The sequence below is a fragment of the Pseudoalteromonas sp. QJM3NY_12 genome (genome assembly GCF_056173165.1).
In genome coordinates, this window is the sequence record NZ_CM149661.1 from 737,761 (window position 1) to 763,635 (window position 25,875).

The 25,875-nt window shown below is 40.2% G+C and carries 20 protein-coding genes; 12 read left to right on the plus strand and 8 right to left on the minus strand.

Going from position 1 to position 25,875, the window contains the following annotated elements; translation table 11 throughout:
- Window position 1: 1 nt before the first annotated feature.
- On the plus strand, window positions 2–2,518 hold the full coding sequence (locus AC0VZ5_RS03475; RefSeq protein WP_475474296.1) for a glycoside hydrolase family 3 protein: 2,517 nt from the start codon (window positions 2–4) through the stop codon (window positions 2,516–2,518).
- A 242-nt stretch (window positions 2,519–2,760) separates the two neighbouring features.
- A complete protein-coding gene (locus tag AC0VZ5_RS03480) occupies window positions 2,761–3,387 on the plus strand; it encodes a fumarylacetoacetate hydrolase family protein (protein ID WP_198521987.1) in 627 nt (208 codons plus the stop codon).
- Here the strand turns inward: AC0VZ5_RS03480 and AC0VZ5_RS03485 are convergent.
- The 3 genes from AC0VZ5_RS03485 to AC0VZ5_RS03495 all read right to left on the minus strand — a co-directional run bounded on the left by AC0VZ5_RS03485 (window position 3,314) and on the right by AC0VZ5_RS03495 (window position 5,911).
- On the minus strand, window positions 3,314–4,252 hold the full coding sequence (locus AC0VZ5_RS03485) for an ABC transporter substrate-binding protein (protein WP_475474298.1): 939 nt from the start codon (window positions 4,250–4,252) through the stop codon (window positions 3,314–3,316). The two genes, AC0VZ5_RS03480 and AC0VZ5_RS03485, sit on opposite strands and share 74 nt — an antisense overlap.
- A gap of 162 nt (window positions 4,253–4,414) precedes the next feature.
- The gene (locus AC0VZ5_RS03490; protein ID WP_138605203.1) at window positions 4,415–5,467 is read right to left on the minus strand and encodes an aldo/keto reductase; all 1,053 of its coding nucleotides are present in this window, start codon (window positions 5,465–5,467) and stop codon (window positions 4,415–4,417) included.
- A gap of 12 nt (window positions 5,468–5,479) precedes the next feature.
- Window positions 5,480–5,911: an acyl-CoA thioesterase gene (locus tag AC0VZ5_RS03495; protein ID WP_290169537.1), complete on the minus strand. Its 432-nt coding sequence runs from the start codon at window positions 5,909–5,911 to the stop codon at window positions 5,480–5,482.
- Window positions 5,912–6,060: 149 nt separating this feature from the next.
- Here AC0VZ5_RS03495 and AC0VZ5_RS03500 point away from each other — a divergent pair, with 149 nt between their 5' ends.
- The 3 genes from AC0VZ5_RS03500 to AC0VZ5_RS03510 all read left to right on the plus strand — a co-directional run bounded on the left by AC0VZ5_RS03500 (window position 6,061) and on the right by AC0VZ5_RS03510 (window position 9,011).
- A complete protein-coding gene (locus AC0VZ5_RS03500; protein ID WP_475474301.1) occupies window positions 6,061–6,237 on the plus strand; it encodes a hypothetical protein in 177 nt (58 codons plus the stop codon).
- Window positions 6,238–6,309: 72 nt separating this feature from the next.
- On the plus strand, window positions 6,310–7,365 hold the full coding sequence (gene dinB / locus AC0VZ5_RS03505; protein ID WP_138571328.1) for a DNA polymerase IV: 1,056 nt from the start codon (window positions 6,310–6,312) through the stop codon (window positions 7,363–7,365).
- Window positions 7,366–7,475: 110 nt separating this feature from the next.
- Window positions 7,476–9,011, plus strand: coding sequence for a M17 family metallopeptidase (locus tag AC0VZ5_RS03510; RefSeq protein ID WP_475474303.1), 1,536 nt, complete (start codon window positions 7,476–7,478; stop codon window positions 9,009–9,011).
- 260 nt (window positions 9,012–9,271) lie between these two features.
- On the opposite strand, the gene AC0VZ5_RS03515 is transcribed toward AC0VZ5_RS03510, so the two are convergent.
- Complete coding sequence (locus AC0VZ5_RS03515) at window positions 9,272–10,909, minus strand: methyl-accepting chemotaxis protein (protein WP_178955247.1); 1,638 nt, start codon at window positions 10,907–10,909, stop codon at window positions 9,272–9,274.
- A gap of 266 nt (window positions 10,910–11,175) precedes the next feature.
- Complete coding sequence (locus AC0VZ5_RS03520; RefSeq protein ID WP_475474305.1) at window positions 11,176–13,401, minus strand: S9 family peptidase; 2,226 nt, start codon at window positions 13,399–13,401, stop codon at window positions 11,176–11,178.
- Window positions 13,402–13,508: 107 nt separating this feature from the next.
- On the opposite strand from AC0VZ5_RS03520, the gene AC0VZ5_RS03525 reads away from it, so the two are divergent.
- Window positions 13,509–13,907 carry an HIT domain-containing protein gene (locus tag AC0VZ5_RS03525; protein WP_010390912.1) on the plus strand — a complete coding sequence of 133 codons (399 nt, stop codon included), beginning with the start codon at window positions 13,509–13,511 and terminating at the stop codon, window positions 13,905–13,907.
- A 30-nt stretch (window positions 13,908–13,937) separates the two neighbouring features.
- Complete coding sequence (locus AC0VZ5_RS03530) at window positions 13,938–14,468, plus strand: protein tyrosine phosphatase family protein (RefSeq protein ID WP_475474307.1); 531 nt, start codon at window positions 13,938–13,940, stop codon at window positions 14,466–14,468.
- A 62-nt stretch (window positions 14,469–14,530) separates the two neighbouring features.
- Here AC0VZ5_RS03530 and AC0VZ5_RS03535 read toward each other — a convergent pair whose 3' ends face one another.
- The gene (locus AC0VZ5_RS03535) at window positions 14,531–16,231 is read right to left on the minus strand and encodes a dipeptidyl-peptidase 3 family protein (RefSeq protein WP_475474309.1); all 1,701 of its coding nucleotides are present in this window, start codon (window positions 16,229–16,231) and stop codon (window positions 14,531–14,533) included.
- 281 nt (window positions 16,232–16,512) lie between these two features.
- Between AC0VZ5_RS03535 and AC0VZ5_RS03540 the strand changes: the two genes are divergently transcribed.
- On the plus strand, window positions 16,513–17,352 hold the full coding sequence (locus tag AC0VZ5_RS03540; protein WP_138605188.1) for an HDOD domain-containing protein: 840 nt from the start codon (window positions 16,513–16,515) through the stop codon (window positions 17,350–17,352).
- 60 nt (window positions 17,353–17,412) lie between these two features.
- Here the strand turns inward: AC0VZ5_RS03540 and rdgC are convergent, their stop codons facing one another.
- The gene (rdgC, locus tag AC0VZ5_RS03545; RefSeq protein WP_109875483.1) at window positions 17,413–18,324 is read right to left on the minus strand and encodes a recombination-associated protein RdgC; all 912 of its coding nucleotides are present in this window, start codon (window positions 18,322–18,324) and stop codon (window positions 17,413–17,415) included.
- 63 nt (window positions 18,325–18,387) lie between these two features.
- Window positions 18,388–20,154: a sensor histidine kinase gene (locus tag AC0VZ5_RS03550; RefSeq protein WP_475474312.1), complete on the minus strand. Its 1,767-nt coding sequence runs from the start codon at window positions 20,152–20,154 to the stop codon at window positions 18,388–18,390.
- A 367-nt stretch (window positions 20,155–20,521) separates the two neighbouring features.
- Between AC0VZ5_RS03550 and AC0VZ5_RS03555 the strand changes: the two genes are divergently transcribed.
- From AC0VZ5_RS03555 to thrC, 4 genes are all read left to right on the plus strand, one after another.
- Window positions 20,522–20,890: a response regulator gene (locus AC0VZ5_RS03555; RefSeq protein WP_138605184.1), complete on the plus strand. Its 369-nt coding sequence runs from the start codon at window positions 20,522–20,524 to the stop codon at window positions 20,888–20,890.
- A 228-nt stretch (window positions 20,891–21,118) separates the two neighbouring features.
- Entirely contained in the window at window positions 21,119–23,536 is a 2,418-nt protein-coding gene (thrA, locus tag AC0VZ5_RS03560; protein WP_475474315.1) for a bifunctional aspartate kinase/homoserine dehydrogenase I, read from the plus strand.
- Between the two features lie 9 nt (window positions 23,537–23,545).
- Window positions 23,546–24,481 carry a homoserine kinase gene (thrB, locus tag AC0VZ5_RS03565; RefSeq protein WP_475474316.1) on the plus strand — a complete coding sequence of 312 codons (936 nt, stop codon included), beginning with the start codon at window positions 23,546–23,548 and terminating at the stop codon, window positions 24,479–24,481.
- Between the two features lie 11 nt (window positions 24,482–24,492).
- Window positions 24,493–25,776, plus strand: coding sequence for a threonine synthase (gene thrC, locus AC0VZ5_RS03570; RefSeq protein WP_198521976.1), 1,284 nt, complete (start codon window positions 24,493–24,495; stop codon window positions 25,774–25,776).
- The last annotated feature ends 99 nt before the right edge of the window (window positions 25,777–25,875 follow it).

The window sequence follows — 25,875 nt, forward strand, 5'->3', positions numbered from 1 at the left end:
TATGATTATTAAACGCACTTTTTCAATCACTGCGCTGATGCTAGCAGCAATAACCAGCAGCGGTTGTTCGCAACCCTCTAACAGTGCTAGTGATGCGACAAGCCCAAAAGAAATTTGGCCAACAATCGAAACGGGCATTAAAAGCGACGCTCAAATGGAGCAAAAAATCGCTGATATGCTAAAGAGTATGACGCTAGAGCAAAAAATAGCGCAAATGATCCAACCTGAAATCCGTAATATCACGGTTGAAGATATGCGTAAGTATGGTTTTGGTTCTTACTTAAATGGCGGTGGTTCGTTTCCAAACAATAATAAACATGCAACCCCTGAAGATTGGGTTGATTTAGCAGAAAAGATGTACCAAGCATCTATTGATGATTCTTTAGATGGCAGTACCATTCCTACAATGTGGGGCACTGATGCGGTGCATGGACACAACAATGTTATTGGCGCGACTTTATTTCCGCATAATATTGGTTTGGGTGCTGCAAACAACCCTGCACTTATTGAAAAAATAGCCGCTGCCACTGCGCGAGAAGTAATGGTTACCGGTATAGATTGGGTATTTGCACCTACTGTTGCGGTGGTTCGTGATGACCGTTGGGGCCGGACTTACGAAGGGTACTCTGAGGACCCTGAAATAGTGAAAGCGTATTCCGCTTCTATCGTTAAAGGGTTGCAAGGCGCTGTTGATGAAGACTTTTTGTCAGACACGCGAGTAGTTAGCACCGTTAAGCACTTTTTAGGTGATGGTGGTACTGTCAATGGCGACGATCAAGGTAATAATATCGCCTCTGAAGAAGAGTTATTTGCGCTTCATGCACAAGGTTATGTAGGTGGTTTGAGTGCAGGTGCGCAAACGGTTATGGCTTCGTTTAACAGCTGGCATGGCGATAAAATACACGGTAACAAATACTTATTAACCGATGTACTAAAAGAAAAAATGGGTTTTGATGGCTTTGTTGTTGGCGATTGGAATGGCCATGGACAAGTTAAAGGCTGTTCAAATAGTAACTGTGCTCAAGCTGCTAATGCAGGCTTAGACGTGTACATGGCGCCTGATGAGTGGAAACCGCTATTTAGCAACTTGGTTAACCAAGCTAATAGCGGTGAAATTCCACTAAGCAGAATTAACGATGCGGTAACGCGTATCCTACGCGTTAAAATGCGTGCAGGGTTATTTGATAAACCAAGCCCCGCGAAGCGTCCTCTTTCTGGAAAAACTGAAATTATTGGTAGTAGCGATCACCGTGCAGTGGCTAAACAAGCTGTACGCGAATCTTTAGTATTACTTAAAAATAAGCAGCAGTTACTGCCATTATCGCCTAAGACCAACGTATTAGTCGCAGGCATAGGGGCTGATAACATCGGCATGCAGTCGGGTGGTTGGAGCGTTACGTGGCAAGGAACAGGCAATACCAACATTGACTTCCCTGGCGGCAGCTCTATTTATGCAGGTATTAAAGATACTGTAGAGCAAGTTGGTGGCAGTGCAGCGCTGAGTGTTGAAGGGGAATACAAAGCACGCCCAGATGTAGCCATTGTGGTGTTTGGTGAGCAACCATATGCAGAGGGTAATGGTGATGTTGATAACCTTGAATATCAGCGCGGTAATAAAAGCGACTTAGCGTTACTGCGAAAGTTTAAAGATGCGGGGATCCCTGTTGTATCATTATTTATTAGCGGTCGCCCAATGTGGGTTAATGCTGAGCTAAATGCCAGTGATGCGTTTGTTGCTATTTGGCTTCCAGGCAGTGAAGGTGATGCAATTAGTGATGTATTGTTTAAAAATGCAGACGGTTCAATTAACCACGACTTTAAAGGAAAGTTATCGTTTTCATGGCCGAATAACCCAATCGACAATGAAAACCGCAACGACGAAGCTTATAGCCCACTACTCCCTTATGGTTTTGGCTTAACCTACGGTGATAGCAACGTACTTAAAGATGACTTGGTAGAGCAAACTCAACAGACTGAACAATTGGATGACTTAGTGTTGTTTGAGCGTGCTATAAAAGCACCATGGTCGTTGGTTTTAAAAAGTGGCGAGCAGCAAAAAACGGTGGCAAGTAGCCGCGAGTCATTAGGTGCTGTGAGCATCCAAACATTTGACAAAGAAGTGCAAGAAGATGCACGCGCCATTCGTTTTAATAGTCAAGCGTTGGCTGAGGTTAATTTAGCCGCGGCATTCCCATCTGACTTACGTTCATACGTTGAAAACAATGGCCAACTGCAAATGCAAATTAAAGTAGATAAAGCGGCAACAAGCCCGCTGTGGATTGCTATGGGTTGTGGTGAGAGTTGTCAGGGTAAGTTTGATATTACTGATAACCTTGAGCAATCAGGTCAATGGCAAACATTAAACATCAACTTAAGTTGTTTTGCAGAGCAGGGTGTTGATTTAGCACAAGTGTTCACCCCTTGGCAGTTAAGCACGCAAGGTGATTGGCATGTATCTATTGCTAAGCTGGCTATTACAGCAAATGCTGCCGAGCAAAGTAGTGTTACTTGTAAGTAGTCAATAACCTATTAACAAACATCAATAAGCAGGTACTAAATGTACCTGCTTATTGCTTTAAAACCGCGTATACAAAAACCTACCAAATTAGTCCCTTCTTACTTTTATTCCATTCTATGTGATTGATTATATTAAGCTCAATAGTTATCATAAAAACATAATAAAACTGCATTCGCTTTTGCATTAATAATTTGAGAGTATGCCAAAATATTAAAAGCGTTATGTAATTAACAGGTGAGAGAATGAATCAAATAAAACTGGCTTCGCAGAGCATACAACCTTCAAAAATAGTCTGTGTGGGGCGCAATTACAGTGCGCATATTGCTGAATTAAACAACGAACACCCTGAGCAAATGGTAATTTTTAATAAGCCTAATAGCGCGATCACCGATACCTTACTCTCTTCCCATAACGGTGATACGTTGCATTATGAAACTGAATTATGCTTTGTGATAAAAAATAAGCAGCTTGCGGGCGTAGGGATTGGACTTGATTTGACTAAGCGAGCTTTGCAAAGCAGTTTAAAAGAAAAGGGCTTGCCATGGGAACGTGCTAAAGCGTTCGATGGCTCAGCATTATTTAGTGATTTTATTGAGTTAACGCCAGAAATGACATCGTTTATATTTGAATTACATATTGATGGTAAAGTAATTCAGCACGGTGATACCCAGCTAATGTTGCATCAACCTGCGCAAATTCTGGCAGAGGTAAATGAGTTTATGGGTTTAGAAGAGGGCGATATTATTATGACCGGCACGCCTGCAGGCGTAGGGATGGTGAGCGCCGGGCGAGAGTTTAAAGTTGCTCTTTATTCTGACTCTGGTCAGCAGTGTTTATTGGAGCATCATTGGTCTGTGAATCAAAGTTAAGTACATATTGATTATAGGCTTTATTAAAGTCACCAAAGTGTTCATTTAACCAGTATTGTTGATTATTTTTGTATTGCTCTGAGGTTAAAATATTGTTTTTTAGTGCGTGATTAATTTTTTTAATTGCCATAGATGCAAAATTGTTTGGGGCATTAGTCGCACAGCCAACGGCTATTGGAACTAATTTTTTTTTATTTTGGGCAATCGGTAGGTTTACAATATTTGGTTGATTGCCTTTGCTAAAGTGGCTAGTGATAAATGGGTAATCAAGCGAGTAATCTAAAGAGCCGTGTTTTAAGCGCTCCATTACAACACCACTTTCATTATCACTACTCCAGCTCATAGAAACATTAGAGTGGGTTAATGAGTTTTCAATAATATTGTTAATCTGCACAGAAAAACGACGCGCATCAGCTTGACCGTAGGTGAAGTTTTTATCAGCAAGTAAACTCACTAAGTTGATAGGGTTACCATGCTTAGAGGTTAATTGAGGTGCTTTTGCCGCGGTAGTTATAATGTTATGTGGGGGATAAACCGCTGTAGGTAATGAATATAAAAACTGTTTATTTGCACTGCGTTTGTAAATAGCGCATGGAAAACAAACGTTTCTACCCTCATCTATATATTTATTAATTCGCTTTTGCGGTAAAACTAAGCGGGTATGTTTCACCCCTTTTATGCTATGCATTAGCTGTTGTGTTAAATCATCGCATAAGCCAAGTTGTTTTGTTTCTTTGCTTAAATGAAACGGAGGGGTCTTACTTTGTAACCATAAAATTTCTTCTATTGGCTTTGCTGTTTTACTATGACTGCAAGTAGCAAAAGTGACCAAAATGCCAAGACATAAAAAACGAAGTGATTGCATTACAAATAGATCTGCCTACAAAATTTTTTGCGTATTATACTGGTAACGGCTAAAAAATAAACATAAAGAACAGCAAAGAATCAATATTATCGAATTGTACTTTTTCCTTGCTGTTCTTTTAACCTGTCAGGCTGCAGATCTTGTTCGGTGATTAAATCGCCCCTAGTATGGCATTGGGTTATTTCTAAATATGCTATCAATTGCTGATAACGCATCATCATTGAGAGTTAGCTCAAACGCATCAATGTCTTCTTTTAGCTGCGTCATAGTAGTGGCACCAATAATAGATGAGGTAACGCCATCCACTTGATTACACCACGCTAGCGCCAATTGTGCTGGTGTAATGTTGTGTTCATGTGCAAGTTCAACATACTCTTTGGTCGCCTTTTGTGATTGTGGCGTATCACGAAAAATACCGTTACGCTGCATAAATGTCCAGCGAGAGCCTTCAGGGCGCGCTCCATTGAGGTACTTACCCGTTAATAGCCCAGCAGCCAGAGGTGACCAAGGTAGATAAGCAATATCTTCATGCACACATTGCTCTATTAAATAAGGCCAATCTTTCGCATGCGCTAAACTAAACTCATTTTGAATAGACACCATTTTTGGTAAGTTGTGCTCTTTGGCTAAATTTAAAAATTGGCTAATTCCCCACGGGGTGTCGTCAGAAAGTCCACAGTGTTTAATTTTACCCGCTTTAACACACACATCTAAGCCCTCTAAAATATCAAGCATGTCAGCGGTGTGTTGTTTTGCATCGACATCAGTAAATTTAAGCATGCCAGGCCATTGCCTTGCAAAATGAGGAGTGCGGCGATTTGGCCAATGTAATTGGTATAAGTCAATATAGTCGGTTTGTAGGCGTTTTAGAGACTGATCAACTGCATCAATAACAGCTTGGCGAGTAATATCACCACCATCACGGATCCATGAAAGCCCATTACCGGCAATTTTAGTTGCAATAACAATGTCTTTTCGTTTCTGTGAATTACGTGCAACCCAATTCCCTATAATTTCCTCAGTTTTACCATAAGTATCGGGGGAGGGAGGAACTGCATACATCTCTGCCGTATCAATAAAGTTAACACCACGGTCAAGAGCATAGGCTATCTGTTGGTCGGCATCATGCTGGTTGTTTTGTACTCCCCAAGTCATACTACCTAAACAGACCCTAGAAACACTAATATCACTACTGCCTAATTGACTATATTGCATTACTAATCCTAATTATTTGTTTTCTGAGTTTGCTTTTAAAGCCGATAACAAAGGTTCTGTGATCGTGGCTTTTTGCCCTGTTTTAAAGTCAAACATCACCACTTTTGACATGCCAGTGGTGGTTATCGCATTTTGCGCATGGCTAAATACACTGTAATTCATTACAAAGCGGTCAGATTTAATATCACTGATAGTAATACCTACGCTTAATGTGTCAGGAAACGTTACAGGGCGTTTGTAGCGAATATTATTTTCACTGATCACAGGGCCAGTGGCTTTAGCATTGATAGTATCAAATAAATTTAATTTATTTAAAAAGTCGATTCTGGCTATTTCAAAATAACGAAGATAAACACAGTTATTAACATGCTGTAGGGCATCCATATCGCCCCACGCTACAGTAATGTCGGTATGAATAGGGTGTTGTTGTTTAAACGTTTCCATGTATTTATAGCTCTTGGTTTTAAAGTATTTAGATTAGCAACATGGTCGGATGAGCTCAAGGGAATTATAGTTGGCAAAAATTCTAGGGCTAAAATTGTACCTCTTTGAATTCATGACTATAGTAACTATTAACACACAAGGAGATAACTATGCAGAATATAATTAATTGGTTATTGGCATGCACCGTTTTTATAGCGTCGTTTACTTGTTACGCTATGGGTAATGAGGCAGGAGCGATTATTTTGATTTTACTAGGCTTTTCTTTAGAAGTACTATTTTGGATGTATTGTTTTAATAAGCCTAAGAAAAATAGGCGCTCTTTTTAAATAACAACAAGCTTGCTAATTAGTAGAGATTCCACAATAATAACTGTATAGATAAACAGTTATTATTGTGTGATGAAAAAGTTTATTCATATAGATATGGACTGCTTTTATGCAGCCGTTGAAATGCGCGACAACCCCAAGCTTGCAAGTGTACCGCTGGCAATTGGCGGTAACAGTCGCCGTGGAGTGCTCTCTACCGCTAATTATATTGCCAGAGAGTATGGGGTGCGCTCTGCTATGTCTAACTATCATGCCAAACAGCTTTGCCCCGATTTAGTTATTGTGCCGGGGAGAATGGCTGTTTATAAACAAGTATCAACTCAAATCCGCGCTATATTTAACCGCTATACTGATCTTGTAGAGCCTCTTTCACTTGATGAAGCGTACCTAGATGTTACCGACAGTACTGCATTTAAAGGCAGTGCAACGTTAATTGCTGAGCAGATCCGCACCGATATTTTTAATACCACAGGGCTGACCGCTTCTGCGGGGATTGCGCCAATTAAATTTATAGCCAAAATTGCTAGCGATGAAAATAAGCCCAATGGCCAATTTGTAGTATTGCCTGAGCAAGTTGACTCGTTTTTAGCCCAATTACCACTAGGTAAAATTCCAGGAGTGGGTAAGGTAACCTTGGAGAAGCTTAATTTAAAAGGGTTGTACACGGGCCAAGATGTTCGCGAAAAAGGGGCTAATTGGATGCAGCAACATGTGGGAAATTTTGGTGTGTCGTTATATCAAAAATGTATGGGGGAGCATATAGGGCGGGTTTCAACTGAGCGGATTCGTAAGTCATTGAGCGTGGAGCATACTTATGAATACAACAAAAATAGTCTTGATGAGTGCTTGGAGCAATTACCGCAACTGCTAGGTGAGCTCGAGGTTAGATTAAACAAACAGCAGCTACAAAATAAAATTAACAAGTTAAGTGTTAAAGTTAAATTTGCTAATTTTGTTGTGACCTCAGCAGATCAAGCGAATCATCAATTAAACACGGCTATTTTTAAAGAGTTACTCGCCAAAGCCTATCAACGCGGATTACAACAACCTGTGCGTTTATTAGGAATAGGTGTAGGCATTAAAAACCAACCAGAGCATAATTTACAGCTGAGTATTTTAGACGTGTAAAAGCTGTAACTCTAGGTTGCCAGTAAGTATGCAGATTACCGCAGTTTACTGGTTATAAATTGCTAAATAAATAATAATAGGGGCTACGTTTTCTAACAGGATCCTTTTTTATGGCATATCCAAAAGCAGTGCTGGCTCAGCCAGTTAGTGCAAGCCTAGATTGTGCATCACACGATGCACTAATTATTATCAGCGATGACTTTTCTCACATACCAAATACGCCTCTGCGCGATGCAATTTTAAATCAAGCTCAAGTAGACTCTCGCATAGGTAATCAAGTTACCTTGCTAGTAATTGCCGGTAAACGTGTTGTATTAGCCCCAACAGGCCCTTTAAATAGAGATTATGATGATGTACGTCGCTATTTTGATGCGGCTAAATTAGCCATTAACGAGGCTAAAGCGTCAGGCAGTGTTAACCCCGCTATTTACTTACCTGCTTTAAATACCAACAGCCGTTACCAACACGCGCTGGAAGTGGCCTATTTAGGCGCATGCCAAGCATTATGGCAGCCTCTTGAAGCACGTGAATTTCATGGTCATGGTATTGAGCCAATTACTCAAATCGGTTTAATTGATGCCAATGAACAAACGATTAAAGCAGTCAATGCATTAGCAGCTGGACAATATGCTGCACGTGATTTATGTGGTACCGAGCCTGAACGTATGGCACCACCACGCTTTGCTGATTACTGTAGCGAACTATTTAATAATAGCGCAGTGAGCGTTGATGTGATTGATGACTTGGCTGCCATTGATAAACACTATCCGATGCTAAGTACTGTTGCTCGTGCATCTTATGCAGTAGAGCGTCATCATCCACGCGTTGTTAAACTTGAATATGTACCAGAGGGTGAAGTAACGCGCACACTGATGTTTGTTGGTAAAGGCTTAGTTTATGACACAGGCGGTGCGGATTTAAAAGTAGGCGGCTACATGGCAGGTATGAGTCGAGATAAAGGTGGTGCGGCTTCTGTGGCTGGATTTATGAAAGCAGTTGCTGATTACCAGCCTAAAGGCGTTAAAGTGATTGCCTTTTTAGCAGTGGTACGTAACTCAATTGGTTCAGATTGTTTTGTTCCTGATGAAATCATTACTAGCCGTGAAGGTGTGCGAGTGCGCATTGGTAACACTGATGCCGAGGGGCGTCTAGCGATGGGTGATTTACTTAGTGAAATGAAAGATTTGGCTGTAAACGAAATAAATCCAACGCTGTTTACTGTGGCTACTTTAACAGGGCATGCTGCACGTGCGATGGGATCATATGGTGCTTATGTAGAAAATGGGCCAGCACGTAGTGCTAATATTTCACGTCAATTAGCTGATTGTGGTGATTTATGGGCTGACGGTGCAGAAGTATCACGTTCACGTCGTGAAGATTATGACTTTATAAAACCACGCACTTTAGCCGATGACGTACTTTCTAGTAATAATGCGGCTTCTGCCGTCACAGCGCGCGGTCATCAATTTCCTATGGCATTTTTAGCTGTGGTAGGCGGGTTAGATAAGCATGGTAATGAGTCTACTTTACCACTTCCTTATGTGCATATGGATATTGCCGGTAGTGGTGTTGAAGGTGGTGATTGGCAACATGGTAAACCAACGGCAGCATCAGTAAGCAGTTTATTTGCCCGCTACTGTTTATAATTATCTATAAATAAGTCTAAAAAGCCCTGAAAATCAGGGCTTTTTAATTGGTGAAAGGTATTAATTAACCTGAACTTTGGTTAAGAGGTTTACTAACGCATTGAATCAAAATGGTATTTATGTTTAATTTTCTCTAGCTTGAGATTTTCAGTGAAAACAAGGCGAAATTACGCGTCAATAGCTAGCCTATTGCAAGTAAATTCAACGCAGTTAGCGCTGAAAATAGCTGCTTGAGATAGATTTATTATCCGGAATTCAGGTTAACTCAGCTTAAAGCGCGATACCACGCTAGATAATTCAACACTGCTTTGTTTGAGTTTGTCGCTGGCAAGGGTTAAATCCTTCGTATTACCTAATGATTGCTCCGTTGATTGCGAAAGATCGTTAATTCTTAAGTTTACTTCATCTGCGGCCGATGTTTGCTGCTCTGTTGCTCTTGCAATTTGGCCGTTCATATCGGTGATCACCGCTACTAACCTGTCTATTTCATCCAGTGATGTATTTGCTGAAGAGGCTTGTTCAACCGTAGAAATAGAAATTTCTTGGCTAGATTTTACCGCCTCAACTGCGGCTTTAGCGCCTTCTTGCAGTTTAGCGATCATGGCTTGAATTTCATCAGTGCTTTTACCCGTTCGACTTGCTAAGGTTCTTACTTCATCGGCTACGACGGCAAAGCCTCTACCATGTTCACCTGCCCGTGCAGCCTCAATGGCTGCATTGAGTGCCAACAGGTTAGTTTGCTCTGCAATACTTCTTATTACATCAAGCACCGAACCAATATTATTACTCTCTTGAGCAAGATCAGCGGTTACTTTGCTTACGGTTTCTATATTACTCGAGAGGGTTTCAATGGCGATAATCGTTTTAGATACCACATTTTTACCCGTTGATGCATTACTGGCAGTATCATTTGCGGCTTGTTCAGCGGCTTCGGCATTACGGCTAACATCATGAATTTGATGAGTCATTTCCTCCATTGCAGCGGCTACTTGGGTGCTACTGTCGTTTTGAAGCTCAATAAACGACTGGCTGGTTTTGCTAGAATCATCTACAGCATGGGCATGCTCGTTTACATCGTTTGCGCTTTTGGCGACTAGTACTAAAGACTCTCTAATTTTAGAGACAAATAAATTAAATGATCTCGAAAGTTGAGATATTTCATCATTACCATTTTCGTTGAGAGTACGAGTTAAATCCCCCTCACCTTGAGAGATATCTTTCATCATCTGCGCTGCTAAACGAGTGGGCGTTAAAATGCTTCGGCCAATAAAGTAGCTAAATAACACCACCACAATAATCATAATAACAACGTTGATAATGATGATAGTGCGCTGCTGCGAAAAGGCACTGTCTATGGTATCAAGATAAACTCCCGAGCCGATTATCCATTGCCACTGATCAAAACCTTTAACAAACGCAATTTTATCTACGGGGTTGTCATTACCGGGCTTTGGCCATTTATAAGGCACATAACCTTCGCCGGATTGTTTTACAACGCTAACCATCTCAACAAATAACGGGGTGCCATCAGGGTCTTTATTATTAGTTAAATCTTTTCCCTCAAGAGCTGGCTTTATTGGGTGCATTACCATGGCTGGCTGATAATTGTTGATCCAAAAATAGTTAGTATCATCGTAACGCAATGAGCGGATTGAGGCGATTGCTTGAGACTGTGCTTGTTGGCGAGTAAGAGTTTGGTTTTGTTCAAGGGCTGCATAGTGCTTAATAGTACTATATGCAGTTTCTACCACATTTTTAGTTTTAAGGTATTGCTCGTTTTTGAGCGCTTGGTATTGGTTACTCAAGCTCGAAATACTCAATACAATTAAACCAAATATTACAATCCCTACTAAAATGGCTAGACGTTGAAATATAGTAAAACGACGGAGATTTAGCATAAACATGTTCCTGTATAAGAGCATTACTTCTCTTTAATAAGCATAGTTAAAATATAGGCTAATAGAGCTTTATTTTCATAATATTGAATTTTTATATTTAGTTGTTAGCGGTTAATTTAAATACAATACAAGTTGCGCGCTCAGGCTTAGATTTTTAGTTACCCTATGCTTAAATGGATTTAATTATTGTTTGTTGACGTTTCAATATATCTTATTTGCATAAAAAAAGGCTGATACTTGTATCAGCCTTTAGTCGAATAACTTAGTTAGTTTGTATTAAAATTACGGTTAAAGAAGTTAGTAATAGTTTGATGTAAATGAGTTTGAACTTGTTTACCGCGAAGACTATGTTTTGAGCCTGGGTAAGTCATCATTTCAAACTGTTGATTGTTATCTTGCAGCTGTTTAAACAATTTTGTTGCATGGGTAAACAACACGTTGTCATCGGCCATACCATGGTAAATCATTAATGGGCCTTTAAGGCCTTCAGCATATGGGAAAACAGCACTGTCGGTATAACCTTGCGCATTTGTATCAGGGTGACCCAAGTAACGCTCGGTGTAGTGAGTATCGTATAAGGCCCAGTCAGTTACAGGAGCGCCAGAAACACCGGCACTAAAGTAATCGCCTGCTTTAAACATGTTCATTAGCGCCATATAACCACCGTAGCTGTGACCATAAATACCAATGCGTGCAGGGTCTACGTAATCAAGTGTACGTAAAAACTCAACGCCTTTAATCTGATCAGCTACTTCAACAACACCTAAATTTTTATATATTGCATCTTCAAACTTTTTACCACGATTGTAAGAGCCGCGGTTATCTAGTTGAAAAATAACATAACCTTGTTGCGCCATATATTGAAAGTATAAGTTTTTACTACGCCAGCTATTAGTTACTCGCTGAGCATGAGGGCCGCCATACACGTTAACAATAACTGGGTGCTTTTTACCCTTAGCCATGTTTGTAGGTTTAAATAAACGGTAATGCATAACTTGGCCATCTTCAGCGGTAATAGTACCGTACTCAGGCTTTGCTAAATCGGTTAAAAAGGGAGTTAGTGGGTGAGAGTCGTCTAGTTTATTCTCTTCAAGCCACGTAATAAACTCTCCATTGATTTTGCGCAGCGCTGCTGAATTTGGCTTATTCACCGATGAACTAGTGTCAATGAAGGTTTTGTTATCTTTTGCCAGTACAACATTGTGGTATTGGCCTTTTTCAGTAATGCGCTTAATTGCCCCTTTTTTAAATAAAGGCGCACTGTATAAGTGACTTTCAAGCGCAGTATCTTTACGCGCTGCAAAGTAAACTATACCATTTTTTTCATCTACGCCTTTTAAGCTATCAACAACCCAGTCACCAGTAGTTATTTGACGAATAAGTTGGCCATTATTAGCATACAAATAAAGGTGCTTAAATCCATCTCGCTCCGAGGCCCACACAAAATGTTTTTTATCTTTTAAAAACTCAAGATCAAAATGTAGGTTTATCCAAGTATCGCTTTTTTCAGTTAATGCGACGGTTTGCTGTTTTGTTTTACTGTTGTAAAAGCGTAATTCTAAATTGTGCTGAGAACGATTTTGCCACTGGTAAGACAGGGTGTTGCTATCGTTTAACCATTTAGCACGAGCGATATAAATATCTTTATCTTCACCTAAGTCAATCCAGTCAACCATTTGGTCATTAAGCTTTACAACGCCAAGTTGAATGTCAACATTGTTAGTGCCAGTAAATGGATAGCGCTGATTAAATAGCTTTACTTCATCAGCATAAATTTCGTTACGAATCGCTTCTTGAACAGGGCTTTCATCAACGCGAGTAAAGGCGATTTTAGATTCATCATTTGCCCACCAATAACCGGTCATGCGGCTCATTTCTTCTTGCGCCACAAATTCGGCCATGCCGTTTTTAATAACGCCACCGCCATCTTTACTTAACTGAATTTCTTTACCTGAAGCCAGTTCTAATGCGAAGAGGTTTTGCTCACGAACAAACGACACAAAATTACCTTTTGGAGAAAAGCGCGCATCGGTTTCAAATGCTTCAGTGTTAGTCAGCTTTTTACTATTTTTTGTTTTTAAGTCGAAGTAATAAAGGTCGCCATTAAGAGGAAATAATAACGCTTTACCATCTTTTGACCATTTGTATTCAAGAATACCTTTACCAAAAATACGCTGGCGTTCACGGCGTGCTTTTTCTTCATCTGACAGGTTTTCTGGGCCTGAAAATAATTGCGCTGAATCAACTAACAACCGGTTGGTGTTATCTTTTAAATTATATTCCCATAAATCATAGCGGTTATAGTCATCTGCTTTACCTTGTAAGTAGGTAACACGGCTACCATCGGGAGAAAACTTAAGTTGTACCGGAGATTTGCCAGCTAAGCTTGGATCATCAAATATACGCTCAAGCGTTAACGGCTTTGCTTGAACGCTTAATGCGCCCGCCATCAGGGGGATTGCCAGTGAGAGGTGTTTTAGTTTTTTTAACACAGGATTGCCTTTACTTACATAAAATTATCCCAGATGGTAAAGCACAAGCGTGTGCAACTGCAACTAAATGCTATAAAGTGTGAAGTAAAATAACCTAAGGATTTAACATGCGCGAAACATCATTTACCTTAGCCCCAGAGCTGACAAGAGATTGTATTGAACTGGCCGATTGGCCTCTTTGTAAGGTATTACTACTAAATGACAGCCAATACCCATGGTTTATATTAGTTCCTAGAATAGCGGGTTTAAAAGAGATAATAGATTTAACCGAGCAGCAACAAATTACTTATTTACAAGAGTCGGCTAAGCTCAGCCATTTATTAATTGAGGTGTTTAATCCTGATAAGTTAAATGTGGCCGCGCTTGGCAATATGGTTCCGCAATTACATATTCATCATATAGCGCGTTTTAAAACAGATATTGCATGGCCTGCGCCGGTATGGGGCAAGTTTCCAAGTGTCCCTTATACTAATGAGCAGATAGAGCAATTAAAAACGCATTTTTAAAATCAGAATGGGTTACTTTGAGGAGATAGTATGAAATTAATAAAACAACTCTGCACTAGTGTATTTATAGCAGCCATTGCTGTTTCAACAGTAATAGCGAGCGAGCAGCCGGTAGCTACGGATTCAGTAAATAACGTTAGCATTAAAAACTTTGCAGCACATAACAACCTGATTTTTTCAGCAGCGCAACCGACTAAAGAGCAGTTTAAGCAATTATCGCAAGCCAAGGTAAAGCATGTTATTAATTTACGTGCAGCAGATGAGCAAGACTGGGATGAAGGCGCGTTAGTCAACTCTTTAGGAATGAGCTACCACTTAATTGAGATTGCGGGTGCAAAAGACGTAAACACTGATAATGCAAAGCAGTTAGCCAATCTTTTAGAGCAACTTAAAGGTGAGTCGGTGGTTGTTCATTGTGCAAGTAGTAACCGTGTTGGCGCGTTAATGGCTATTTCAGCCCATCAGCAAGGTACAGATATAGAGTATGCGATTGAAATCGGTAAGCAGTGGGGAATGGCAAGCCTTGAACCGGTTGTACGCAAAGTGATGAATGACAAATAAGCATTCTGATAAGTAATAAAAAAGCGTTACAATGTAACGCTTTTTTATTTAATTAGCTTTTGTTAATTAAGGCCAAGCACATCTTTGCCTTGTTTAAAGGTCACATCTACAGGGATGTTCGCTTTGCTTAACTTTTCTAAATCTTTAGCAAGTTCCGCTTTAATATCGCCATGAGTGGCAATAAGTTGATCTACTTTTTCGTAATCACCGTCACCTTGTAGAGTTAAAATAAGGCGCGATAACTTTGCCATAGCATCCCCCATTTTATCCATGTTGATGCTATAAAGCCCGTCTTCATTTTTAGAAAAAGCACCTTCTTGAGCAAAAAAGTTAAAGCGGATCATGTTTGCTTTACCATGTGCACTTGAGGCACCGAAACGCACTGAGCGGAAAATACCCGCCATAAAGGTGGTGTAGTAATCTTCTAACGTCCCTTCAGTGATCTCACCTTTTTTAAGTAACTGTTCAACCATGTATAAACCAAGAATATCGGCTTTACCTTCTTCTAAAGCACTAGCGTGTTCTTGAAGTGATTGGCGAACGGTACCTTTACCCGTTAAGGTGTTTTTAATCCCTAAACCGTGAGCCACTTCATGGAACATGGTATTGGCAAAAAATGCATCAAAGGTAATGTGTTTGCGTTGCTCTGGCACAATTAACTGCTCTGAGATAGGCACTAAAATTTTATCAAACTTCGCACGCATTGCGTTTTTAAGCTGTAAACGACGTGTGCCTTTTTCTAATTGCACTTGCTCATCATTGGGCAAGTTAATTGCAATGGTTTTACTGCCAGCATTTGAGTGCCCAGCATAATAAACAACATCATAGGCATTTAAGTCGGCATCTGAGCCCGGTACTTCTTGCTTGTATTTGCTATCGACAGGTAAGCCTTTTTGCAGCTCAGGTAAAAACGCTGCAAATTTCGCTAGTCGCTCGCTCCACTTTAAATCTTTAATAAGAACATACGATTCATAAGCTGCGCGGTAACCAAATAATTGGTCTTCGTAGTTTTCAATTGGGCCAATAACCACATCAATTGGATTATTTTTCATATCCATCCAAGCGAAGTCAGAGGCTTGGAAGTCATCGCTTTGTATTGCGTCAGCTCGTAAGTTTAAGTAGTTGGCGAATTCTTGATCGTCGGCTAGTTTACTGGCTTCTCTAAGTAACTCTGCAGCTTGAGCAAGCTCTACTGCATACTCTTCTGAATAAGGTGTGCTGTATAAATTACCAAGCTCATCGCGTTTAATCAGTGAGTAAAGACCTGTTTTATCTTTTACATCAGCGTTAGTAAGCTCTTCTTTGGTGATGTCGGCTGGGTAAAAGCCTGCACCAAGCGGTTTTTCTTTATAGCCTGATAAGAATACTTCATCGCCGTTTAAGCGATCCCATGGGCCATAGTTAATATCAGCAAACTGACGTACTTTTTCATCATCTAGTTGTGCTAAAAAGTCTTTTTTATCTTTACCAAATGCTTGCTTCCAGAATAAATCATCCATAATTTTTGAAGCATCAATAAGTTTAGCTACCATAGCTTTTTGATTGTCAGACAAGTGTGATAAGTCACTTTGTAAACTAAAGTCTGTGTATATGTCTAAGCGTTGACGGTCAATATTAACAAGCGCTGGCCCAGAAGGCGTTTGAGAAGCCGTTGGCGCTGAGCTTTGCGGCGTATTACTTGAAGACGGTGCTTGCTCAGAGCAGGCACTAAGAAAAACGATGCCAGAGAGCAGTATTGCTTGGCTAATTTTATTTAAGATCATTATATTGCCTTTAAAAAGTCTATTTTATAACTTGTATACTGTAAGTTAAGGTACTGAAGCGTGTTAATGTGCCTTAGCATGTTTGCATTAAAGCAAAACCCACTAGCAAATAGCAAGTATTAGGCGTTAGTGCGCATAAATCAGTGAGGCACTAGTAAATAATCAATAATTATCTACAATTTTTTCTACTTTGGGTATATGTTTAGTACTGCTAAGCTTTGAAATAATTAATAATATAAGACTTGCTGTAAAGTGTAGGTCATTAAGCAAAGGGATATTTTATGTCTACAGAAAATGCCTTACTCACAATTTTGGTTGACAGAATTAACAACGACACACTGGTGTTACCTACGTTACCAGAGGTAGCGATTAAGGTTCGTCAAGCCGCTGACAATCCAGATGTAAATTTGATGCAAATGTCAGATGCAATAGCACATGACCCTGCACTGTCTGCGCGAATGATTAAAGTAGCAAATAGTGCCATTATGGGTCGTGCTGTAAAGGTGTCTAACTTACATCAAGCAGTGACACGTATTGGCTTAAGGCAAATAAAAAATATAGCTACAGCCATGGCAATGGAGCAGCTGTTTGTATCTAATAATGAGCTAATAAAGGGATACATGGGCAAGGCGTGGCAAAAAACGCTGCATGTGGCCTCGCATTCTATTTCATTGATGGAGTTTTATTTAAAAAGAAATACTCACACTTCGCTTAACCGTGATGCCATTACACTAGCTTCATTGGTTTATAATATTGGGGTGTTACCGATTTTAACTGAGGCTGAGCGACACCCAGAAGTGTTTGCCAATCCGAGTTTTTTAGCGCACGCAATTCAACGCTTAAGCGGTAAAATTGGCGGCTCAATTATGAAAGCATGGGAATTCCCAGACGTGTTTGCAGAAGTTGCACAGCACTGGGCTGATGTTAACTATCGCTCTACTGAAGTGAGTTACATCGACTTTATTCGCATTGGTGCAATCCTTGAGGGAACCCTACAAGTATCAGATAAATCTGCGGCGCTACAAACCTATATTGATAAAGGCATTTTTCCTTCATTAGAAATGTTAGAGAGTGAGGAATACTTGCATATGGTTGAAGACGTAAAAGAAATGTTTAGCTAAATTTTTGAACAATAAAAAGCACGATTAGTATCGTGCTTTTTTATTTGTTTAATAAAGCTTTTACGCTAAATCGTCTGCATCACCTAAGCCTTGAGTAAGCTCTTCAAGAAGCAGTTTTATTTCCTCAGATGCAAGAATAAAGTCAGCGTCTAGTTTAACCGCCATATCTTCTTTAGGAATATCGGCATTTTCTTCTTTAAGTGTTTCGCTATAGCTTAAACGTTTAATTGAACCATCGTTTTGTAGCATAAACTTAACGCGTTCTTGCCAATCCAAGGCAAGCTTAGTGACGCGTTTACCACTTTCAAGGTGCGATTTTACTTCGTCACACGCTAAGTCATGGCCTTTAAGCTTAACTTGGGCTCCACTGTCATCCGCTTCTTCAAGCTCAGCATCAGAGCCTATAGCGAAGCCCTCTGGAGTACTAAAGTTAGTAAGCCAGTCAGTTAAAAACACATCTAAATCATAGTTAGCAAACGCAGGAACAACGGGTAGCGTACCTAATGATTTACGTAGTAACGCCAGAAGCTCTTCAGCTTTATTAAAGCTTGCGCTATTAACTACAACCCAACCATTTTCCTGGTCTATGAACGCAAACTGTAGGCTCGACTTTTTAAATGCTTGTGGCAGTAGCGTGTGCAAGATGTTTTCTTTTAATTCATCTTTTTCTTTTTTCTTTACTGGTCGATTTTCTTCAGCTTCAATCTGATCAACCTTCTCTGCAACAAGCTCATTTATTACAGATGCCGGTAACACTTTCTCTTCACGCTTGGCACACACTAAAATGCTTTTTTGTGAAAAGTGAGACAAAGTTTCACCATGTTTACCAAATGCTTTTGTCCAGCCAAATGTCGCCAACTCTTGGCCAGTACATGGACGAAATAGATCTTGTTCTAACGCCTTGTCAAAGTCTTCTTGAGTGTACGAAACGTCTTGTTTAAAGCGATAGCATATAAGGTTACTAAACCACATAGGGAAATGATCCATTTAAAAAATTTGTGCAATCATAGCAATAAAAGCCGCTTCTAGAAACGGCTAATCGAGTTTAAAAAGTGGCAGGGGGGATGACATATTTTTAGGGAACGAAATTCGGTAATGTAACCCTTGGTCGGGTTCACTGCTGACTTCAATTTTGCCATTGAGTGTTTGTTTTACGAGGTTAAAAATAATGTGAGCACCTAAGCCGCTGCCACCTTCATCACGCTTTGTGGTGAAGAATGGGTCAAATAAACGCTTAAGTTGTGCCGGTTTCAACCCGATACCATTATCTTGGTAATTAATGACTAAGTCGTTTTCATCGGTATTTACATCTATGGTAATTTGGCCACTGTTTATATTTTCAAAGCCATGCAGTAATGAATTCATAATTAAGTTAGTAAATATTTGGCTGATCACCCCCGCAGGTAAATTAATAATTAAATCATCAGGGCAATGCAGGCGAATGCTATGGGATGTTTTTTTAATTTGCGGATGTAAAGAACGTATAACCTCATTAATGTAATCCTTAAAGTTAATGGTTCTTAGCGCCTCACTGGCTTGATCAACTGCGATTTGTTTAAAGCTCGTGATTAAGTCAGATGCGCGCTCTAAATTGTGAGAGAGTAGCTGAGCACTTTGTGCAGCATCATTAATAAAGCTCTCCAGTGCTGAAGAGGATAGCGATTTGTTTTTAAACGCAGTTTCTATTTCAGTTAAACGCTCATGTAAAAATGAAGTCGCAGTTACGCCGATACCAATAGGGGTATTAATTTCATGAGTAATACCCGCCACTAAACCGCCTAATACCGCCATTTTTTCTGAGCCAACAAGCTGCTCTTGCGCAAAGCTTAGTTCATCGAGTGAGTTTTGTAGTTGGGTTTGTTTACTTAGCAGCTCTTGCTCAGTTTGCTTTCGTAGGTCAACTTCTTCAGTTAATACTGCTTTTTGGCGTTCGAGTTCATATTTTTGTTGCTGTAGGTCGATCATTGCTTGGCTAAGGTTTGATGTTTTACGCGCTACATCTTGTTCAAGCTGCAAATTTTGTTGATCTAGTTTTTGATTACTTTCGATTAGGTCATTCTGGGTTTGCTTTAACTCTTTTTTATACTCAACAACTTTAGAGATCAAATTGTTAAAAGAGCGCTCCATTACTTTTAGTTCGTTATTTTCGTCAGTGACAATTTTAACGCGCTGGCCATCGAGCTCTTCTAATTCAAGGTATTCAATTTGTTCAGTAAGTTGTGTGAGTGGCTCCGTTAGCAGCTTTCTAAATGCGATTAAAAACAAGATGATTAAAAAGGTGGTTTTAATCATGGCGTTGCCAATTAAAAAGTAAATAGAGAGCATGATGCGACTAAAGATCACGTCGCGGCTAGAAAATAAAGTCACATCGCCTACCTGAGTGGCGCGACCTGAAAATTCAAAAATAAGCGGAAATGTATAACCAAATAAACCTGCTTTGGCGTCTTCTACAATCACGTCTTCTTGGACAAGTTGCTGACTATATAGGTTGTGAATGTTTAGCGCGCGGCCTAATTGAGAAATAATAGCGCCGTTATCATCACGAATAATAACCCCTTCAACCATAGGTATATCAAGTAATCCTTCTGCGGTTGTTGTGGTTTGTTTTATATTTAACTCCCAAATTGCTCGGGTTAGACTTCTACCAAATGTTTTTTGCAGTGTGCCGAGCTCATCGCGTATGTAATCTTTGGTATTAACATACTCTGCGAAGATTTGTCCGCAGGTCACCACAAAAGTCAGTATAAAATAAACCGATAAAACTCGTGTGAGTAACTTTGTTGAAAGACTTTTGTGCGGCATGAGGGACTTGTATTTCCTTTAATTATTCAACTATTAGTGTACGCTTATAAACATTAGTTAATAAATCATTAAAAATAAACATATATTTTATTATATTGTTATTTTGCGATCTTAAATAAGGATTACCTCATGAACTTAACAATAAAGCATAGTGTGTTTCGCTAGTTTGTTTTCAAATTAGGTAGAGTTATTTTGCTAATTTTTATTGTGCATTAATGCACTTTATTGATAACGTTAGTAAAAGATACAGTAAATAACCTGCTCGCTACTTATGTTGGTTATATTTTTGACTTTTTGCTGCCTGAGTAAGCAAATTAATTTTAGCGTGGGTTTAGGTGTTTTATATGAGTTTAATTAAATTGTCATTATGATGCGTTTTTCTATTTTAGTCTGTGATGACTCAACTGTTGCTCGTAAACAAGTGATCCGCTGTTTAAATGAGTGTATTGATGCTGATATTCAACAGGCAACCAATGGTAAAGAAGCCTTGGCGTTATTACACCATAAGCATTTTGATCTCTTATGCCTCGATTTAACCATGCCTGAAGTGGATGGGATTGCAGTGCTTGAGCAGGTCAAAGCAAATAAAATAGAAACTTATGTATTGGTAATTTCTGCAGATATTCAACAAAAAATGCGAGATCGCGTAGCGCAACTCGGCGCAATCGATTTTATTCACAAACCGATTAATAAAGCACAACTTAACGACGTTTTGCATAAGTTTGGCATTTATTAATAAAATTCATGATGAAAAAGACTGTTTTATCTTCTAATTTAGGGTTGACAGAATAGCCTTTGTTAAGGCAGTCTTAAGCTATGAAAACATTTAGTCTTGTAACGACCATTATTATTACAACCACCATTCTTACTGGATAGTGGCATAGGTCGGTGCAACAAATTTAAAGGCCTGTGTTCACTTAGAACACAGGCCTTTTTTCGTTTTATGGAATGAGGAAACATAAAAATGCGCGTTTTAAAATTTGGTGGCTCATCGCTCGCTGACTTTGCCTGTTTAGAGCAAGTAGCTGCTCTGGCTAAGGCACAATTAAAAGATGAAATGTTACTGGTGCTTTCAGCGCCTGGCGGTATGACAGATTCGCTTGTTGCGCTGGCTAGTGCCGCAGAGCAGGGGCTGGATTTCAACCCGTTGTGGGATGCACTTGTTACCCGCTGCAATGCTTTAAAAGCAGCTGTAGAGGAAAAACAAGGAACAGTTCAAAACTGGCCAGACTTTAACGAATTGAAAAATAAGCTTGATGGGGTTGCACTTATTAAGTGTTGCCCAGACAAAATCAGGGCTTTTATTATTAGCTTTGGTGAACGTGTTAGCGTATCGCTAATGCAAAGCTTACTAGCCGATCATAACGCGCATTATTTACAAGCAACAGACTGTATTGTTTCAACGGGTGGACACATTGACGCTGAGGCCGATTTAGTCGCCAGTAAAGCCCGTTTTCAAGCGGTACTAAAAGAGTCGCCAGCAACGGTTTACATCATGCCTGGATTTACTGCAAGTAATGATAAAGGTGAGCTCACAACACTTGGTCGAAATGGCTCTGATTATTCAGCGGCGATTGCTGCAGCGTGTTTAGAGGCGCAAGTGTGCCAAATATGGACTGACGTTGATGGTGTATACAGCGCCGATCCGCGTTATATCAAAAAAGCCACTAAGGTTGATTTCCTATCTTACAAAGAGGCGATGGAGCTTTCTTATTTTGGCGCTAAAGTGTTGCACCCTAAAACTATCCTACCGTGTGCAAAAGCTGGAGTGCCATGCGAAATTAAAAACACTCATAACCCAGATGCACAAGGCTCATTAATTAGTAACGATACGGTATCTGATGAGCCAGTAAAAGCACTCTCAAGCCTACAAAACTTAGCTATGTTGACCGTTTCAGGTCCTGGTATGAAGGGCAAAGTGGGTATGGCATCGAAAGTATTTAATGCATTAGCGCATGATAACGTGTCAATCGTCCTGATCACTCAATCATCATGTGAATTTAGCATCAGTTTTTGTGTTCATGAAAGTGATTTAAACCTAGCGTTAAGTGCGTTGCAAGTGGCCTTTGACTTAGAGTCAAAAGCAGGCTTGATTGAGCCGGTAAATGTGCAACGTAATTTAGCAATAGTAACGTTAGTGGGCGATAACATGCGCGCTCATAAAGGCTTAGCGGCTAAGTTTTTTGCATCGCTTGCTCAAGCACAAGTTAACATTGTTGCTATAGCGCAAGACTCAACTGAAAGCGCTATTTCTGCTGTTATTGACGGTGAGTTGTGTAATGACGCGGTTAAAATCTGTCATGAAAACTTTTTCACTCATGTGCCTTCAATCGATGTGTTTTTATTGGGATGTGGCTTAGTCGGTCAAGAGCTAATAAACCAGCTTGAACGTCAACAAGCATGGCTTGAAAAGCGTAATATTAAATTAAACCTATACGGTGTGGCTAATTCTCGTCAATTACACCTTGATGGTGAAGGCATTGCTTTTGATGATTGGCAACAAAAACTAACGCAATCAGAGCAAGCATTTGATTTAAAATTAGTAGAACAGTTTGTTAAGCAAAACCACTTGGTTAACCCTGTGCTAGTTGATTGTACTTCATCAGATGCCTTGGCTTCGCAATACGTCGATTTTTTAAATGCGGGCTTCCACGTTGTGGCTGCCAATAAAAAAGCCACCACGAGCTCATATACGTATTACCAAGATTTAATAGCAGCTACACATAAAAATAATCGTAAGTTTTTATACGAAACTAACGTAGGTGCAGGTTTACCTGTAATCGATAACTTGCAATCGTTGTTTGGTGCAGGTGATGAGTTACTTGAGTTTAGTGGTATTTTATCAGGCTCGCTTTCATACATGTTTGGTGCACTAGAAGATGGTTTATCACTTTCTGAAGCAACAATTAAAGCCAAAGAAAGCGGGTTTACAGAGCCCGATCCGCGCGATGACTTATCGGGAACTGACGTAGCACGTAAACTACTTATCATTGCCCGCGAAGCAGGTATGAAATTAGAGCTTAGCGATATTGAAGTGGAGTCGGTTTTACCGCCAGGTTTTGCTCAAGGTGACAATGTTGAGCAGTTTATGGCAAAGCTACCAAGTCTGGATGCTGACTTTAACGACCGTATTCAAAGTGCAGCGAGTGAAGGTAAAGTACTTCGCTACGTAGGCACAATTAAAAATGGTCACTGTAAGGTCGGAATCGAAGCCGTGGATTCATCACATGCATTGAATGTTATTCGTGATGGTGAAAATGCGCTGGCTATTTTAAGCCAATACTACCAACCGCGTCCGTTTGTAATTCGTGGTTATGGCGCAGGCTCTGCAGTAACGGCTGCGGGTGTATTTGCAGACATATTAAAAACATTATCTCGCTAGGAGTCAGTCATGATTGAAGTATATGCTCCGGCGTCTATTGGTAATTTTGCCGTTGGCTTTGATGCGCTGGGCGCCGCACTTGCGCCCATTGATGGCTGTTTATTAGGTGATGTGGCGGTTGTTAGTGCCGCATCGAGTGATGAATTTATTTGTACAGGCGACTACGCACATAAGCTACCTAGTGATGCGCAAGAGAATTTAGCGTACCAGTGTTTAGTGCATTTTAGAGCGCATGTTGCGCCTGATATGCCTGCGGTAAAGCTCGAGCTTAGGAAAAACTTGCCGATTGGTTCGGGATTAGGCTCAAGTGCTTGCTCTGTGGTGGCGACATTTGCAGCACTGGATAAGTTTGCTCAAACTAATTTAAGCCAAGTTGAGTTAATAGAGCTAATGGCCGATTTTGAGGGCTTGGTAAGCGGTGGACGTCATTATGACAATATCACTCCTTGTTACCTTGGTGGCTTACAATTAACGGGCGACTTAATTCCAAATAAATCAATAGCGTTACCTGTTGATGAAAACTGGTATTACGTTGCCGCATTTCCGGGCTTTTCACTCAATACCGCAAAAGCGCGCTCTGTTTTACCAAAAGAGCTCAGTATGCATGCGGGGGTTGAATTTGCTCAGCGTTTATCGGCATTTAGTAGCTTACTGTTAACAGGGCGTTTTGATGATGCATTAAGCATTATGAAAGACGAAATAGCAGAGCCATACCGTGCGCCACTTATAAGCGGCTTTAGTGATGCCAAAGCAAGCTTACCAGCACTGGGTGCTGAAGTTGTGAGTATTTCAGGCGCAGGGCCGACCTTGTTTAGTGTATGTAAAACGCTTGAAGCGGCAGAGCAATGCGCGCAGTGGCTAGAGGAAAATTACATCAACGAGCAAGGTTTTTGCCATATTTGTAAATTAGATAACGACGGCACGCGTCAATTAAATGTTTTATAGGATCAAGAGTCATGCAATTACATAATTTAAAAGAATATTCACAAAAAGTGTCGTTTGTTGAAGCTGTAAAAACAGGCCTGGGGCGTAATCAAGGGGTGTTTTTCCCAGAGTCGTTAGCGCCGCTTAGCGATATTGATGCGTTACTCGATATGGACTTTGTAACTCGTAGCGGCAAAATTTTATCGCACCTTATTGGTGACGAGCTACCAAGTGATACTGTTGCCCAGATGGTTAAGAATGCGTTTAACTTTCCGGTTAAGCTGGTGGAAGTTGAAGACAATACCTATTGCTTAGAGTTATTCCATGGCCCAACACTGGCATTTAAAGATTTTGGTGGCCGTTTTATGGCCGAGTGCTTAGCGCAATTTAATCAAGGCGAAAAAGTCACTATTTTAACTGCAACATCCGGTGATACCGGTGCCGCTGTCGCGCATGCTTTTTATAATAAGCCAAATATTGATGTGGTTATTTTATACCCTAAGGGCAAAATTTCACTCGCTCAGCAAAAGCTATTTACTACTCTCGGTGACAATATTCATTGTTACGCGATTGAAGGCAGTTTTGATGATTGCCAGGAGTTGGTGAAGAAATCATTTTTAGATGAAGAGTTAAAAGCAAAACTTGGTTTAAATTCAGCAAATTCAATCAATATTAGCCGCTTAGTTGCGCAAGTTTGTTATTACTTTGAGGCCATTGCACAGTTGCCAAAAGAAAAGCGTGCTACAGCGCATATTTCAGTACCCAGTGGTAATTTTGGTAATGTGTGTGCAGCTATGATTGGTGCTGTTATTGGTATGCCTGTAGGTAAACTAAGCGCGACTACAAACCAAAATGATACTGTGCCACGTTATATGCTTGATAAACAGTGGACGCCCAATGCCACTATTGAGTCACTGTCTAATGCTATGGATGTCAGTAAACCTAATAACTGGCCGCGAGTACAAACTATGCTAGATAATGACTGGTTTAGTTATGACAATTTTTATTCTGTTAGTGTGGATGAGCAAAGCACAAAATCAGTGATGAAAAAAATTCAACAGCTTGGCTATATTGCAGAGCCTCATACCGCGATTGCCTACCAAGGGCTTGTTGAAAATAAAGCAACAGATGCTGCAGGTATCTTTTTAGCGACTGCACACCCAGCTAAATTTAAAGAAAGCGTTGAAGAGGTACTAAATACCGAAATAGCCATGCCAAAACCGCTAGCAGATGCGCTTGCAAAACCATGTTTAGCCATTGGTATGCACAATGATTACGACGATTTACGCAGCGAGCTATTTGCTAAGCTTGGTTAAAATCACACGTTTAGAAAAAGCGGCTTAGGCCGCTTTTTTGTTTGTTTATGTGTCGCTTTAGGCATAACGCATAAGCTAAATAAATGTAATAAATCAAAT